At 73.4% G+C, this 15,882-nt stretch carries 9 protein-coding genes; 3 read left to right on the top strand and 6 right to left on the bottom strand.

Annotated elements, in window-relative coordinates; all coding sequences use genetic code 11:
- Window positions 1-8 precede the first annotated feature (8 nt).
- The 4 genes from AB0F52_RS07105 to AB0F52_RS07090 form a co-directional block, all read right to left on the bottom strand.
- The gene (locus tag AB0F52_RS07105; RefSeq protein WP_360165549.1) at window positions 9-1,601 is read right to left on the bottom strand and encodes a protein kinase family protein; all 1,593 of its coding nucleotides are present in this window, start codon (window positions 1,599-1,601) and stop codon (window positions 9-11) included.
- A gap of 79 nt (window positions 1,602-1,680) precedes the next feature.
- Window positions 1,681-3,405 carry a murein biosynthesis integral membrane protein MurJ gene (gene murJ, locus AB0F52_RS07100; RefSeq protein WP_360166606.1) on the bottom strand — a complete coding sequence of 575 codons (1,725 nt, stop codon included), beginning with the start codon at window positions 3,403-3,405 and terminating at the stop codon, window positions 1,681-1,683.
- Window positions 3,406-4,474: 1,069 nt separating this feature from the next.
- Window positions 4,475-6,628, bottom strand: a complete 2,154-nt coding sequence (locus tag AB0F52_RS07095) for a DUF6049 family protein (protein ID WP_360165546.1) — start codon at window positions 6,626-6,628, stop codon at window positions 4,475-4,477.
- A complete protein-coding gene (locus AB0F52_RS07090) occupies window positions 6,625-7,167 on the bottom strand; it encodes an NUDIX hydrolase (RefSeq protein WP_360165543.1) in 543 nt (180 codons plus the stop codon). Before AB0F52_RS07090 ends, AB0F52_RS07095 begins: the two co-directional genes overlap by 4 nt.
- 101 nt (window positions 7,168-7,268) lie before the next feature.
- Between AB0F52_RS07090 and AB0F52_RS07085 the strand changes: the two genes are divergently transcribed.
- The 3 genes from AB0F52_RS07085 to AB0F52_RS07075 are packed head-to-tail and all read left to right on the top strand — an operon-like array spanning window position 7,269 to window position 10,880.
- Entirely contained in the window at window positions 7,269-8,705 is a 1,437-nt protein-coding gene (locus AB0F52_RS07085; protein WP_360165540.1) for a CCA tRNA nucleotidyltransferase, read from the top strand.
- A 3-nt stretch (window positions 8,706-8,708) separates the two neighbouring features.
- Window positions 8,709-10,016, top strand: coding sequence for an ATP-binding protein (locus AB0F52_RS07080; protein ID WP_360165537.1), 1,308 nt, complete (start codon window positions 8,709-8,711; stop codon window positions 10,014-10,016).
- A gap of 12 nt (window positions 10,017-10,028) precedes the next feature.
- Window positions 10,029-10,880 carry a class I SAM-dependent methyltransferase gene (locus AB0F52_RS07075; RefSeq protein WP_360165535.1) on the top strand — a complete coding sequence of 284 codons (852 nt, stop codon included), beginning with the start codon at window positions 10,029-10,031 and terminating at the stop codon, window positions 10,878-10,880.
- Here the strand turns inward: AB0F52_RS07075 and AB0F52_RS07070 are convergent.
- Together AB0F52_RS07070 and AB0F52_RS07065 are read right to left on the bottom strand one after the other, a co-directional pair.
- Entirely contained in the window at window positions 10,867-12,774 is a 1,908-nt protein-coding gene (locus tag AB0F52_RS07070) for a TNT domain-containing protein (protein WP_360165532.1), read from the bottom strand. The two genes, AB0F52_RS07075 and AB0F52_RS07070, sit on opposite strands and share 14 nt — an antisense overlap.
- A gap of 35 nt (window positions 12,775-12,809) precedes the next feature.
- Entirely contained in the window at window positions 12,810-15,878 is a 3,069-nt protein-coding gene (locus AB0F52_RS07065; RefSeq protein ID WP_360165529.1) for an ADP-ribosylglycohydrolase family protein, read from the bottom strand.
- Between the last annotated feature and the right edge of the window lie 4 nt (window positions 15,879-15,882).

Here is a 15,882-nt window from a genome sequence, read left to right as displayed (position 1 = left end):
CGGGTGCGTCACCCCGCAGGCAGGAAGGACAGGTCGCCTATTTCGGTCATGAACTGCCCGTCCGCGTCGCCCAGCTGGGTGATCCAGACGATGAAGTACTGGCCCTGCGTCGGCTGGGCCAGCGGGATCGTCGTATCGCCGTCCTTCAGGTCGCCGTTGCCGACCACCTTCGTGTCGGCCAGGTCGGGGTTCTTCCCGGTCGCCGACCGGATCTCGACCTTGGTGCCCGGCGTGCCCCCGACGACCTTCACCTGGCTGAGGTTGATCGGGTTTTCGAACGCGACGAGCAGCCCGACACCCGGCTTGATGGTGGGGAACTGCTGCTTGTACTTCTCGGTCCGCCACTCCGTCTCGGGCTTGCCGTCGGTCGCGTACTTCGCCCGGCCGGTGTTGTCGCCCTTGCCCTCGGGGTTGTAGACGGCCACCGACTGCGGGGGCACCGCGGCGCCCACGGACGGCGAAGGTGGCGGGGCCGGAGCCGACGACGGCGCGGGCTGCGTCCCGTTCTGCTGGCTCGACGCCGGCGGCGCGGCGACGTTGATCGACGGCCCGCTCGCCTTCGAATCGCCCTGGAAGACGTTGATCAGCATCAGGCCGCCCCAGGCGAGGATGATGACGGTCGCGACGACCAGGACCGTGACGCCGAGGGCGAGCTTGCGCCGCCGGGCGACGTCCTTGACCGGCTTCTTCGTCGTCCAGATCGTGCCGTCCGGCTCGGCGGCGTCCCCGCCGACGGCCTTGATCAGCTGGGTGCGCTCCTCTTCCTCGGCCACCTGGTCGAGGACGCGCAGGATGGCCGCGCTGGTGCGGATGCCGCCGTTGCCGCCGTCCTCGATCGTGCGGACGGCCAGCGACGACAGATCGGCCGGCACCGTCGGCACCAGCTGGCGCGGCGGGACGATCCGGTTCTGCGGCGTCATCGGAGCCGCCGGGATCGCGGGCGGGCCGCCGGGCAGCGCCCAGCGGCCGGTCAGCAGCAGGTACAGAACCGCGCCGAGCGCCTTGACGTCGTCGCGCAGCGTCGCCTCCGGCAGCGGGCCGGGGAACGCGAGCTTGAGCGCGCCGCTCGGCGTCAGCCGCAGGCGCTGGGGGTGGTCGAGGCCGAGGACGAGCCCGTTCTGGTGCGCCTGCTCGACGGCTTCGGCCAGCGCCTGCACCATCCGCGCGGCCGCGGCGGGCGCCACCGGCCGCTGCGCGACGAGGTCGACCAGGTCGCTGCCCTTGGTCCACTCCGCGACGACGACGCCGAGCAGGCCCTCGCTCGAGGTGATGCCGCTGCCGAGGGCGAGCACGTCCAGCACGCGGGCGACACCGCCGTGGCCGAACTTCGACGCGTGCGTCGCGCGTTCCAGCGTCCGCCGGGCCAGCCGGGCGGCTTCGGGATCCGCCGGGTCACCGACCAGCAGGGTGAGCGCGACGTCCCGCTTCAGCTGCCCGTCCCGGGCACGCCAAAGGTGCGCGTCACCCCGCTCGTCCACGCCGAACTGCGCGAGGAGGCGGTAGCGGCCGTCGCCGACCACGCGCCCGGGGGCCAGCGATCCGACCTGGGCCTTGCCCACGTGGTTCGCACCCCCCGCCTGTTCGCTCCGCCTCGTGTCCACCCGCACTCTCCCGTTAGCTCCCCGCTCCAAGGTTACCCAGAATACGACGCGGGAGTCGTCGCCTTCCGTACCGCAATCGTTACCGGCGCTTGATCAACCGGGTGAACCTCGAAGTGGCCGGCTGGAGCTCCTCCACCTTGAGAGCCATGAGCACGCCGAACGAGACGACGATGCCCACCACGCTCTGGAGCAGCAGCTTCGCCCAGGCACCCAGCCGAGGCCCGAAGAAGTCCGGCACGAGCTTGCCGGCGACCCACGCCGCGGCCACCCCGAGGACGCTCGCCACGACCGTGAACAGAATCACGCCGATCACCCGCTTGCTGCGCAAGTTGCCCAGCGTCACCCACAGCCAAACCTGGCCGAGGATCGCGCCGACCACGAACGTCAGCGCGTTCACCATCATCACGCCGAGCACGACGTTGTCCGGCGCCAGCAGCACCGGGCACAGGTACAGCAGCGGCACCTTGACCAGCGTCATCACGATCATGATCAGCGTCGGCGTGCGGGCGTCCTTCATCGCGTAGAACACGCGCATCTGGAGCATCACCAGCGCGTACGGGAGCAGGGCGAACGCCGAGATCGCCAGCGCGTCGCCGAGCCGCTCGGCCGTGTCGAGCGTGCCCTTGCCGAAGGTGAACAGCGCGATGCCGATCGAGCCGCCGACCACGGTCATCACCGCGGAGATCGGCACGAGCATCACCGTCGAGATCCGGGACGCGTACGACAGGTCGCCGATCAGCTTCTTGTGGTCGCCGTCGGCGGCCGCGCGGCTCATCCGCGGCATGATCGCCGTCAGCAGGGAGACGCCGATGACGCCGTACGGCAGCTGGAAGAGCAGCCAGGCGTTGCTGTAGGCCGTCACCCCACCGGGCGAACCGCTGGTCAACACGCGCGTGTTGATCGTGTAGCCGATCTGGCTCACCGCGACGTAGCCGAGGATCCACAGCGCGAGGCCGCCGAACTCCTTCATCTGCTTGTCGATGCCCCAGCGCCACTTGAACCGGAAGCCGGACCGCAGCAGCGGCGGCACCAGCAGCAGCGCCTGGGCGACGATGCCGCCGGTGACGCCGATGCCCAGCGTCAGCACCTTGGGGTCGGTGATCGAGACGTGGCCGGTGTCGATGTCGCCCGGCATGATCCAGACGACCAGGATCGTGAAGATGACGACCAGGTTGTTGACCACCGGCGCCCACGCCGTCGGCCCGAAGATCTGCTTGGCGTTGAGCACGGCCGAGAGCAGCGCGAACACGCCGTAGAAGAAGATCTCCGGCAGCAGCAGGTAGGCGAACGCGGTGGTGAGGTCCGCGCTCGCCGCGCCGGACGAGTCGACATACAGGCTCGTGAACGCCGGTGCCGCGATCACCGCCACCACTGTGCCGACCAGCAGCAGCGAGAACGCCACCGTGATCAGGCGCTGGGTGTAGGCCGTGCCGCCGTCGGGATCGTCCTGCGAACGCACCAGCAGCGGCACCACGACGCTGGCGAGCACGCCACCCATCAGCAGCTCGAAGATGATGTTCGGCATCGTGTTGGCGACGTTGAACGAGTCGTTCGCGATGCCCTGGCCGATCGCGCCGACCAGCAGCAGCTTCCACAGGAAGCCGGTGATCCGGCTGATCAGCGAGGCGATGGCCATCCGGCCGGACGCCTTCGCCAGCGACGGCGCCTTGGCCGGGGCCTCCGGCGCGTCCTCGCCCGGCCGGGGCTTGACCAGCGGCCCCTTGAGCGCCGGCATGACCTGGGTGGCCAGCGCGTCGTACGGCCGCATGACGTCGGGGTCGGCGACCGGCCAGCGCGAGTTCATCGGGACGCCGGCGGTGCGCGGGATGAACCGCGTCGCCTCCGGGTCGGGTGGGCGCGGCGCCTGCTGCGCCTCCTCCTGCCACGGCCGGACGGGCGCCGGACGCCGGGAGCCGCGGCCGCGGGGCGGGACGGGCGTGCCCGGCGGCGGGGTGCCGGGGCCCGGCACCGGATTGCCCGGCGGCGGGGTCGAAGGTGGTGGCACCGGCAGCGGCGGCCCGGACGGCTGCGGCAGCCGCCCCTGCGGCGACGCGTTCTGCTGTGGCGGCGGCCCGGGCGGCCCCGCCGGTTTCGGCAGGTTCGGCGGCGGCACCGGCGGCATCGGTGGCACCGGCTGGACGCGCGTGGGCGCCGGAGCCGCGCCGCGTGGGGGCGGGCCGCCGCGCGGCGGCTGAGGCGGGCCCTGCGGCGGCGGGACGCGCCGGGCGGGGCGCCCGTCCCGTCCGGGACCGTCGTCGCCTACCGGACGCTGCTCGCGCACCGGACGGCCGTCTCGGGGAGGGGCGTCGTCGCCTGCCGGGCGGCCGTCGCGCAGGGGGCGGCCGTCTCGGGGCGGCCCCTGCTCGCCCACCGGGCGGTCCCGGACCGGCGCCTCGTCGTGGGCGGGCCAGCCGTCGTCGCGCGCGGGGCGGGGCGGGGCGTCGTCGCGGGCCGGCCGCTGGCCACGGGGCGGGGCTTCTTCGCGCCCGCGCCGCTGGTCGCGGGCCGGGCGGCGGGGCGGGACGTCGTCGCGGACCGGGCGCTGGTCGCGGACCGTGGCGTCGTCGGGGGCCGGCATCTTGCGTGTGTGACCGTTGCGGGGCGGCTGGCGGCGGCCGCGCTCCGGAGGCGGAGGCGGCGGCTGGCGGCGGACCGGCTGCGACGGCTGTGCTGCCTTCGGGGGCCCGTCACCCCGTTGCGGGGGCGGGGGGCCTTCGCGCCGAGGACGACCCGCACGCTCGGGTGGTAAGCCCGGCTCTCTCTCCAACGCGTGCCCAATCCTCGGTGCTCTACTCCGGTGCCGCGGCCCGGTGCCGCGCACGTGCGGACCAAGGGTAATCGCGAACCGCCCGGAACACTCAAAGGCCGAGCGATCAGGCCACGACGTCGCGGCCCGCGCGGGCGTCCTTCACCCGCCGGTAGATCCGCCGGGAAGCGAGCAGAAGCAGGGCCACACCTGCGGCGACGGTCGCGATGATGGTGATCGCGCCGTATTCGGTGGACGTCAGTTCGAACCGCGCGGATGACCCGAGCGGGGTACCGGTGGGCGTGCGCAACGACACATCGACGCTGAACCGGCCGGCCCGCAGCGCCTCCACCGGGAGGAAGTAGTTCTTGCCGCCGCTGGCCGGGAAGAACCGGTCCTGGGCGTCCCCCGGGCGCAGGCCGGTGTTGTTGTCGAGGGCGAACCGGGCGTTGATCCCGACCGGCAGGTCGTTGCTGACGTACACCGGCAGCGGCGAGTTGCCGGACGCCAGCGCGATGGTCTGCTTCGGCTGCGAGACGGTCACCCGCCCGCTGATCGCCGTCAGGTCGGCCTGGGCGTTCGTGGTCGCGGCGTCCGCCGGCAGGCCCCGCCACGCCGTGGAGGCGCCGCGCAGCTCGGCCAGCCGGATCGGCTCGACGACGTCGTCCGGTTTCACCCGTTTGGTCGGGTCGAGCTGCATCGCGGACGCCAGCCCGGTGGCCTTGACGTCGAGCCCGGCCAGCGTCGAGACGACGTCGGGGTCGACGCCCGCGGCCGGGACCGGGCCGCCGTCGCCGACCGAGCCGGAGGTCGCCGGGACGGCGGCGAGCAACGTCGGCAGCGCGGTCGCGGTGACCAGGCCGGCGTTCAGGAATTCGCCGACCTGCTGCAGGTAGGTGGTGAACTCCTCGGCCGCGGCGTCCCAGCGCCGCGGCGGCGCGACCAGCAGGTGGTCCGGCCGCTGCTGCCCCGCGGCCAGGCCCAGCCCGGCGCGGAAGGCGAGGGCGCCGAGGCCGTTCTGGCCGGCGATCGCCCGCTCGGTGGTGGCGGGCACCGTCACCGAGTCCGGCACGGTCGGGACGCCCGTCATCGCGGCGGTGATCAGCGAGTCGGTCGGCTGCACGCGGACGGTGCTGCCCTGCACCGTGACGCCGCCTCCGGCCGCGGCGGGCGCGAGCTTGCCCGCGTCGGTGAGCAGGGTCCGCACGCCGGCCTCGGTGAGCGCGGTGAGCACCGGCGCGCTGGGCGTGCCGTCTGGCCAGAGCACCCCGGTCTGCGGGGTGACGTCGGTCAGCTCCTGGATGGTCGCGGCGCCGCCGGCCGCCCGGGCGACCAGGCTCGTGTCGCCGGGCCGGATGCGGGTGAGCGCGTCGAGGTCGGCGTCGGCGAACGGCAGCGCCACCACGCAGCGGCCGCCGACCAGCGCGCGGAGCTCGGTCAGCCACGTCTTCGCGGCCTCGACGCCCTTGCCGTCGACGTTCCCCGAGTCCGTGTGGACGAGGTAGCCGCGGGTCATCGCGTCGACGGTGGCGAGCAGGTCCGGGTCGAGCGCGAAGCACATCGACTTCGCCAGGTTCGAGTTGTTGCGGACGGCCGAGGCCGCCGACGTGACCAGCGCGTTCAGCCGGCCGTCCCCGCTGATCTCGGCGGCCAGCCGGTCGTCGGCCAGCACCACCGGGCTGCCGTACGGCGCCGCGTAGACGTGCGGGACGTTGCTGGTCAGCGGCCAGAGCACGGTCATGCTCGGCGCCGCACCGGCCCGCCCGCCCGTCTTGCCCGGCCCGGCCAGCACCGGCATCAGCATGCTGACCGCGCCGAGCCGCGCGGGCCTGCCGAACTCCGGGGTGCCGTTGACGTTGACCAGCAGCGGGTAGACGCCGGGGAGGGCGAACCGGCCCGCCCGTGTCCCGGTCAGCGGGACGGTGATGTCCAGCGGGGCGCTCTGACCCGGCTCCAGCACGTCGGCGACCGACGTGAAGTCGGTCAGCGGGGTGTCCCTGACGACCGCGCCGGACAGCACGTCGCCGATCCCGCGTTCGGTCGTCGCCCGGTCCCCGACCTGCAGCCGCACCTGCGGCTTGGCGATCCGGCGGTCGCCGGTGTTGGTCACCGTGCCGGTGACGGTGAGCGTCGTCGTGGAGGTCGTGATGACCCGCGGGCTGAGCCCGGCCAGGTCGATGCGCAGGCGCGCGCCCTCCTGCGCCTGGGCCACCGCGGCTCCGGCGAGTGCCGGGACGGCCAGGAAGAGGACGGACAGGAAGGCTGCGGCGAACCGCTTCACTCGGGGGCTCCCTCAGGGGCGTGCTCGTCTCGTCCGAGGACGTCCGGGCGCGCGAAAAGTTCCTTGGCCTTCCGGACGAGCTTGCGCTCGTCGGAGTAGGCGAGTTTGGTCTCCAGCTCGGCCAGCGGGACCCAGGCCACCTCGGTGACCTCGACGTCTTCGTCGGAAAGCTCACCGCCGAGCGCTTCGAGCAGGAAGTGGTGCACGGTCTTGTGGATGCGCCGCTTCTCGGCCACGAACCAGTAGTCGATGGTGCCCAGTGGCCGCATGACGCGCGCGGAGATGCCGGTTTCCTCCTTCACCTCGCGCACGGCCGTCTGTTCCACCGTCTCACCGTCCTCGATGTGGCCCTTGGGCAGCGACCACAGCAGTCTGCCGTGCCGGTCGAGCCGGCCGATCAGCACCGCCTGTTCGCGCGCCGCGTCCACCACGAGGCCACCGGCCGACGTCTCGTCGACCGTGGTCAGGCGCCTGCCGCGCTGCCGCCTGCGCCGCCTGCGCGGCTTCGAGGCGCCGGGGCGGCCGGCTGATCCAGACATGCTGCGATGCTAGAGCAAACGGTTGCCCCGGTAGGCTGGCTCTCCGTGTCCGTGTCCGGCGGTGCCTGGAGCAATCGCACCTGGAACGTAGTGGGATTTTCGTGAACGACGTGGTCGATGAGCAGGTGGCGGAGCTGATGCAGGTCTCCCCGCTGGCGGAGGAGCTGGCGGAGCGGTTCGCCAAGGCGGGACACCGCCTGTACCTCGTGGGCGGCAGCGTGCGAGACGCGTTGCTCGGCCGCCGCTCCGGCGACCTCGATTTCACCACCGACGCGCGGCCCGACCGGGTGCTGAAGATCGTCAGCGGCTGGGGTGACGCGGTCTGGGACGTCGGGATCGCCTTCGGCACGGTCGGCGTGACGAAGAAGGGCATGCAGCTCGAGATCACCACGTTCCGCGCCGACAGCTACGACCGCGTCGGCCGCAATCCCGAGGTCACCTTCGGCGACAGCATCGAGGGCGACCTGCTGCGCCGCGACTTCACGGTCAACGCGATGGCCGTGGAGCTGGCGTCCAAGACGTTCATCGACCCGCACGACGGGCTGAGCGCCCTGCGGGAGCGGGTCCTGGACACCCCGGCGACGCCGCAGGAGTCGTTCGCCGACGATCCGCTGCGGATGCTGCGCGCGGCTCGCTTCGCCGCGCAGCTGGACTTCACCGCGGCGCCGCGGGTGGTCGACGCGATGACGTCGATGGCGGCGGAGATCGACCGGATCACCGCCGAGCGGGTGCAGGCCGAGCTGTCGAAGCTGCTGCTGGCGGCCGACCCTCGCCCCGGCCTGGAGCTGCTGGTCGAGACCGGGCTGGCCGACCGGGTGGTGCCCGAGGTGTCCGGCATGCGGCTGGCGATCGACGAGCACCACCAGCACAAGGACGTCTACCAGCACTCGCTGACCGTGCTCGCCCAGGCGATCGACCTGGAGACCTCGCATGAGCCGGCGTCCGGCCCCGATCTGATCCTGCGGCTGGCGGCGCTGTTGCACGACGTCGGCAAGCCGGCGACCCGGGAGTTCCAGGAGGGCGGCGGCGTCAGCTTCCACCACCACGAGGTGGTCGGCGCGCGGATGGCCCGCAAACGTTTGCGGGCGCTGAAGTTCTCCAAGGAGATCGTCGACGACGTCTCCCAGCTCGTGTTCCTCCACCTGCGGTTCCACGGCTACGGCAAGGGCGAGTGGACGGACTCGGCGGTCCGCCGGTACGTCACCGACGCCGGGCCCCTGCTGACCCGGCTGCACAAGCTGGTCCGCGCCGACTGCACCACGCGCAACCGCCGGAAGGCGGCCGCGCTGCAGGCGACCTACGACGACCTCGAGGCCCGGATCGCCGCGCTCAAGGCCAAGGAGGACCTCGACCGCGTGCGGCCGGACCTCAACGGCGAGCAGATCATGGCGCTGCTCGGCCTCCGGCCGGGGCCGGACGTCGGGAAGGCGTGGAAGTTCCTCAAGGAGCTGCGCCTGGACCGCGGGCCGCTGGACCACGACGAGGCGGTCGCCGAGCTGAAGAAGTGGGCCGCGGAAAACGGCGTCGGGAACGCGTGAGCCGTGGCGGGCGGGGGCAGCTTCCTGGTGGCGCTGCTGAGGCGCGGTGCCCCCGCGATCGCCACCGCCACGAGTGAGCTGCCCGACGAGATCGCCGATCCGGCCCCGATGCACGCCCTGCGGCGCATCTCCCGGATGTCGGGCCCGATCGACCCCACCGAGCGCGATGGCCTGCTGCTCCGTGCGACGCGGTACGTCGTGCTCATCCCGCTGGCGTACCGGCTGCTCGCGGTGCCCGGCCAGTTCGGCGTCTACGTCCTCCAGCACGGCACGACCGGGCTGCTGCCGGTCGGGGTGTTCACGCTCCTGTCGGTGGCGCTGAACCTCATCGGCCTGCGCTGGATGTTCCGCTCGGCGCCGTTCCGCGGCCGGAACGCCGGGAAGCTCCTAGCTGTCGACCTGGCCTTCACGGTGCTTTCGCCGCTGGTCATCGCGCTGGCCGTGCCCACGGCGGCGTACTTCGACGCGCTCGCGGTCACCAGCGTCCACCTCTACGGCGAGGTCGGGCTGCTGACGCTCGCGCTGGGCCTCCCGAGCGGCGTGGTGTTCGGGCTGGTCAGCTTCCCGCTGCGGATGCTGGCGAACTGGCTGAACACCGGCGGCTTCCTGGCCGGAGCCGCCTTCTCGACGTACTCCGTCCTGCTCGCGGAGCTCTTCCTGGCCACCGCCGCGCTGGTGCTGACCGGCCTCGGCACGCGGCTGGCGCTGGCCTACGGCACCCGCAACGGGCGGCTCGCCGAGCGCGCCCAGCAGCACCGGAGGCTGCACGACACCGTGCTGCAGACGCTGGAAGCGATGGCGCTGTCCGGCCCCGGCGACGCCGAAGAACGGCTGGTGGAGATCCAGCGGCTGGCCCGGGCGCAGGCGATGGAGATCCGGCACACGATCGAGTCGGCGGCGTCCGAGCGGGCCGAGGCCGGCGCCCGGCCGCTGGGCGAGAAGCTCGCCGCGCTCGCCGCCGAGATGGCCCGCGACGGCCTGCGCGCCCAGCTCGTCGTGGCCGAGCTCGACGACGACACGCTGTCGGAGGTCCGGCAGATCGCCATCCGGGACGCCGTCCGCGAAGCGATGCGGAACACGATGAAGCACTCCGGCACCGACCGGGTCGTGGTCCGCGTCGAGGAGCGCGACGGCGGGATCGCGGTGATCACCCGCGACCACGGGAGCGGCTTCAGCGCGGCCGACCACCCGGCCGGGTTCGGCATCAGCGAGTCGATCACCGCCCGGCTGGCGGAGGTCGGCGGGACGTCGCTGGTCGAGTCGGGACTCGCCGGGGGTGGCACGCGGGTGACGTTGTGGGTCCCGTTCTGATATCTCCTGACCATGACCTCGATCGAGCTGCTGGCCGACGCCCTCGCCGCCTACCGGTCCGGTGACCGCGACCAGGCCGCCGAACTCGCCGCCCAGGCCGGGCGCGCCGGCTCCACGCTGGCGGACGAACTGCGGACGTACCTGGCCGGCGACGGCTCGGCCCCGGTGTACGACCAGCCGAGCGCGTTCACGGCGTTCATCCGCGGTGGCGGCAACGTCGCGCTGTACCGGGCGCTGAGCACCGAGCTGGCCGCCCGGTACGACGCCGGGAAGCCGGAGTCGCTGCTCGACCTCGGCTGCGGTGACGGCCTCGCCGTGGTGCCCGCGCTGGAGCAGGCGTCGCACCTCCCACCGCGGATCGACCTGGTCGAACCGTCGGCCGCGCTGCTCGAAGGCGTCCACGAGCGGGTGCCGTCGGCCCAGTGCTGGCAGTCGTCCGCGCAGGACTTCCTGGCCCGCGACGACCTCGGCTGGGACTTCGTCCAGTCGACGTTCGCCCTGCAGTCCATCGAGCCGGAGCAGCGCGCGGAGGTGCTGCGGGCGCTGCAGCCGCGCACCGGGATGCTGGTGCTGGCCGAGTTCGACGTCCCGGAGTTCGAAGAAGGCTCCCCGGAGCACCTCCGGTCGCTCGTCGAGCGCTACGAGCGCGGGGTGGCCGAGTACGGCGAAGACGCCACGCTGGTCGCCCAGGGCTTCCTGCTGCCGGTGCTGCTCGGGATCGTCTCCGGGCAGCAGCGGACGAACTGGGAGCACCCGGCCCGAGTCTGGGCCGAGCAGCTGACGACGGCGGGCTTCGCGCAAGTCGACGTCATCCCGCTCGCCGACTACTGGTGGTCGCCCGCCGTCCTGATCACTGCCTGCTGAGCGAGCCCGTCTCGACGTGCTGGGCGAGCGGCCGGGGCAGCAGGTGGGCGACCGCGCCACCCGGCATCCCGCCCCACGGCGCCGCCACGCCGGTCAGCACGCGGATCGCGCGCTGCACCCGGTAGAGCCGCTTCTCGCGTTCGCGCTCGAACGACAGCGCCGTCTCGACGAACCGCGCGCCGTCGGCGTGCACCAGGTTGCCGGTCTCGTTGCCGAACCGGACGACCGTGGTACCCGGCGGCAGCGTGATCAGGCGCTTGCCCCGGTAGAAGTTCAACGGCGGTTCGCCGCGCATCGGCAGGATCGGCCAGTCGGCGGGCAGGTCGGACTCCTCGGCAGGCCGCGGCGGCAGCATCAGCAGCACGCCGAGCAGGAACCGGGCCGCGTCGCCGAGCGAGCCGAACGCCACCGGCTCGTCGGACGGCGGCCGCGAAACCTCCCAGCCGTTCTCCGCCCGGCGCAGCGTCCAGACACCGTCGGCCGGTATCTCGCCGGCACCGATCCGGTAGGCCGCCGCCGGCACGCCGTGCTCGGCGAGCCGCTGCTGGAGCAGTTCCAGGGTCTCCGCGCCGCGCAGGTTCCGGACCGGCTCACCGCGGGCGACGCGGGTGAGCGCGCGCTCGTCCGGCAGATCCGCCCCCGTCTGCGGCGGCCGCGGCTGGCCGAGGACCTCCGCCTCGGCCGTCGCACGGACGAGCTCACGGACGAACGGCGGCCGGAAGCCCGCCGCCCGGGCGTGCTCGACCAGCTCCGGCTCCGGCGGCACCCCGTACTTGCGCAGGTAGTGCGGCACGGCGGCGGGCCAGATCCAGGTGCCGTCGGTGTGGAACGCGTTCGGCACGTCCGGCTTGGCCCCCGGCGCGCCGAAGATGTCCGGCAGCGGCGCGGGCCGGTGCAGCGCCACCGGCGCCCGGAACAGGTAGTCGAGCAGGCCGCGGACCTGGTCCGGCGGCACCGGCGGCCGGGTGACCACCGGGCGCTCGCCCTCGACGTGGGAGTCGGCGACCCGCGCGTGCCGGAACACGACGTCCAGCGGCAAGCCCGCTTTCGCCGTCAGCCACGCCGGCAGGTGCTTCGGCGTCCGCGGGAAGGTGGCCAGCTCCAGCTCGTAGGCAGCGGTCGACGGGCGGCCGCCGTCGTTGGGCGGCACCCGCCAGTCCGGCTCGCGGTCGGCGTCGAAGTCGAAGTCGAACTGCGACTGGTCGTCGAGGGTGAACGTGCCCTGGAACCACGTCCCGGCCTCGGCTTGGAACATCGCCGCCCGCAGCCGCGCGAAGAGCCCGCCGAGCTTGGGCGCGGCGGGCAGTGACACCGACACCGGGCCGTCCTCGTCGCCGACCGCCCGGACTTCGATCTCGGCGTAGTCCCCGACCTGCCGGAACTGCGCGCCGACCCGCGCCCAGCCACCGGGCACGGTGTGCAGCAGCGTCCGGCCGATGGCGCGCAGCAGCGCGTTCTGGTCGCCGGTGCCCGGCTGCGGCCGCGCCTCCGGCGTCTCGGAGAAGTCCAGCCGCGTCTGCCACAGCGCCGTGACCTGCTTGGCCGGCACGGTGACCGAGAAGTCGGTCAGGCCCAGCTGTGCCGCGCGGGCGGCGTCGTCGCGGACCCAGCGCAGGGTCAGCTCCGGCCGGTCGCCCGGCGCGACCTCGAAGACTTCGCCGTCGTACTCGGCGAAGGTCCGCAGCGTGAACGTCGACGGCACCTCGCTCGCCGGGACGACCTTCGCCGGGCGGCCCTCGAACTCCTTGTCGAAGCCCTCCGGCGCTTCTTCCTCCGGCAGCACGGCCAGCAGCACCGTGCCGTCCGTGGTCGACCGCTGCGCGCGGTAGGTCCCCTCACCCCACGCCGCGTACAGGCCGTCCGGGCGTTCGGCAACTTCAACCCGGTTACGCACGTTTGTCCTCCCCGTCCCCAGTAGCCCCAAAGAACCTAGTCGACCGGGTACCGAGCGAACCACCGGTCGTCGCCCGGCGCACCCGGGCCGAATTCGGTCAGCGCGTCGTCCGCGAGACCGACGATGACTTCGCGGAGTTCCAGCCGGTCCAGCCAGCTTGGCCGCAGCGCTTCCTCGCCGTACATCGCGCCGACGAGGTTGCCGCAGACGGAACCGGTCGAGTCGCTGTCGCCGCTGTGGTTGACCGCCGCGAGCAACGCCGAGCCGGCGTCCGTGGTGGCCAGCGCGACGTACACCGACATCGACAACGCCGTCTCACCGACGTTGCCCTGACCCAGCGACTCCAGCTTCTCCGGCGTCGGCGGCCCCTGCTCCGCCAGCGCCAACGCCGCGTCGAGCGCCGCGCTCTGCTCTTCGTGCGCCGGGTGCTTCACCAGCTCAGCCCGCGCGGTCGCGACCGCGGCGGGCAGCGGGTTTCCGTGCAGCAGCTCGTGCACGATCACCGCGAAGCACCCCGACGACAAATACCCGCTCGGGTGACCGTGGGTCAGCGCCGCGCTCTCGGCCCCGAGCCGGAACACCTCGGCGAGGTCGTCCGACCACAGCGCGATCGGCGCCGCGCGCATCACGCCGCCGCAGCCCTTCGAGTTGTTCACCGGCCGGTCGATGGTGCCCCGGACGCCCGAGCGGCCGTACGCCTCGAGCTCGCCGAAGCAGGTCAGGCCCGGTGCGCGCCGGCTGAACAGCTCCTGGTGGGTGACCAGCCAACCGTCGGCCGCCTCGGCCGCCGACTGCGGTCCGCGCGCCCGGTCCCACGGGACGCCCTGGGTGTGCAGCCAGCGCTGGTAGGCCATCTGCAGCGAGTGGACGACGTCCGCGGACCCGGTCCGGCGCTCCTGAGCGTGGGCCCTGATCAGCGCTTCGAGCGTGAAGAGCGTCATCTGCGTGTCGTCGGTGATCCGGCCGACGCCGCCGTACGCGGGGATGAAGTCGGTGATGCCGTCCGGCCCGGCGATCTCGCGGATCCGGTCGATCGAGTCGAACTCGGTCTTCGCGCCCAGCGCGTCACCGATCGCCCCGGCCAGCAGGCTCCCCCGCAGTCGCGATCGCAAGGGAAGTTCCGTCCCCTTCGGTTCCGGGGTGAACCGGCCGCTCGGATACCGGCGCTCCCAGCGGGCGTGTTCCGCGGTCTCCGTCCGGAGGCCGTTTCGGTTGAAGTACCAGAAGACGTCGCTCGCGACGTCGTCGAGCAGGCCGAGGTCGGGCAGCTCGGTGGCCCAGGGCAGGCCGGGCACCCCGACCCGGGCGCCGACCAGCGCGCCGGCGATCGCGCCCGCCACCGGCCCGGACCGCGCGGCGAGCCTGATCGCGGCTTCCGGGTCGTAGCCGCGCTTGGCCGCGGCGAACAGCGCGCGGCCGAGCACCGACCGGACGCTCCGGCCGTCGCCGATGGACTCCAGCTGCGTGACGTCGTCGGCGTCGCGGTCCGCGCGCAGCGCCAGCGTCGAGGCCGCCAGCTCGCCACCGATCTCGTGCAGGCGGACGTGCACCGGCAACGCGAACGTCTCCCGCGTTAGCAGCGCCTGGAACAGGGAAATCAGCAGCTCGACGCCCTCGGCGACCTCGGCTCCGGCGGCGCTGCCGGTCAGCTCGCGGGCAACGTCCTTCGCGTACCGCTCGCCGTCGACGTCCGCGACGGCGACCGCGCCGGCCGGGGTCGCGGCCAACGCCGTGGCCAGGAGCGCGGAGAACTCGGCGGGTGCCGGGCCGGCGTGCCGGGTGGCGACGGCGAGCCAGCCGACCGGGTCCGGTTCGGGCAGGGTCGCCGGGACTTCGCCGGTCGGCACCGGCGGCAGGCCCCGCAGCACGATGTCGGTGTGGAACAGCAGGTGCCGCGTCAGGCCGCCCAGGGGCAGGGGACTCGCCGGGTCCGCGCCGCCGCCCAGGGCGTCACCGATCGCGAAGCCGACGTACGCGCCGACGATCCGGTGCCACGCGAAGCGGTCGGCCGGCGTCCCGAAGGCGGAGAACTTCCCGAACGTCCACGGCACCGGCCGCGGGCGCGCGTCTTCGTCCACGTGCGCGATCAGGCCGTTCTCGCCCAGGTCCGCGGGCCATTCCGGCTCCTGGCCGGCCCGGCGGCGGACGCCGTTGCGGTACTGCCAGGCGAACCCGCGCAGGTACCGGACGCACTCGGCGGAGGTCAGCTCGAAGTGCTGGTCGCGGGCGTGGTCCAGGGCGTACCGCAGGTGCCGTTCCAGCAGGTCGGGCGGTTCGACGCCGAACTCCGCGACCAGCTCGGGCAGTATCGCGGCGACCTCCGGCCCGGCTTCCGGCGCCGGCTCCTCGACCGGGGGCCGGGGTGCGGTCGCGGCACCGCGGGCCGCGGCCAGCTCGGCGGCGTTCAGGCTGCGGACCAGGTCGGTGCCGGGGTCGAGCGTCAGTCCCGACGACGGCGGCAGCTCCCGGACCGAGACCCGCCACCGGTGCGGGTACCGACCGGGCACCTTCGCCGACGAGCTGTAGGCGATGACTTCGCGCCCGCCCGTGCCGGGGACCGGCCGCAGCAGCGGCTCACCGGTGTCGAGCAGGGGCACCAGCACTTCGCGGTCCAGCAGGGCGTGGACGAACTCGGCGCGGCTGATCCAGTTCGCGGCCAGGTAGTTCAGCAGCTTTTCGGCATCGGTCGCGGGTACCGGGAACCCGCGCCAGACCGGGCCGGGGGTGTATTGCTCGTTGACCCGGTGCTCGCCGTCCGCCCGGGTCCAGCCGCGGACGGCCCGCACCGGGAGGTCCAGCTCGGGGAACGCCTTCTCGTCGAACTCGGGGTCGACGTCCGGCCGCCACCCGGCCTCGGCGGGCGTGCTCGCCATCGCCGGCTGGTCGAACCCGATCTCGCCGCCGTCGTCCGGCACGCGGACCACCGGGCCGGGGAACAGGCCCGCGCCGATGTCGGTGCCGTCCAGGTAGGCGGCCGCGTTGACCGTGAAGCTCCAGCCGTCCGGACGGCGCACGGTGAACTCGGGCCGGATCCGCAGCCGGTCGCCGCCGGGCCGCGTGCGCAGCCACTCCCGCGCGCGAGCGGCGGCTTCCTCTTCGTCCATTCTC

The sequence above is a fragment of the Amycolatopsis sp. NPDC024027 genome, from assembly GCF_040638975.1.
Classification (GTDB): domain Bacteria; phylum Actinomycetota; class Actinomycetes; order Mycobacteriales; family Pseudonocardiaceae; genus Amycolatopsis.
This window is presented reverse-complemented; position numbering and strand designations above follow the sequence as displayed.

Coding starts and splice junctions, on each gene's coding strand:
- murJ (WP_360166606.1), bottom strand. CDS start 3,405: ATGAACTCGCGCTGGCCGGTCGCCGACCCCGACGTCATGCGGCCGTAC.
- AB0F52_RS07090 (WP_360165543.1), bottom strand. CDS start 7,167: ATGTCTGGATCAGCCGGCCGCCCCGGCGCCTCGAAGCCGCGCAGGCGG.
- AB0F52_RS07075 (WP_360165535.1), top strand. CDS start 10,029: ATGACCTCGATCGAGCTGCTGGCCGACGCCCTCGCCGCCTACCGGTCC.
- AB0F52_RS07065 (WP_360165529.1), bottom strand. CDS start 15,878: ATGGACGAAGAGGAAGCCGCCGCTCGCGCGCGGGAGTGGCTGCGCACG.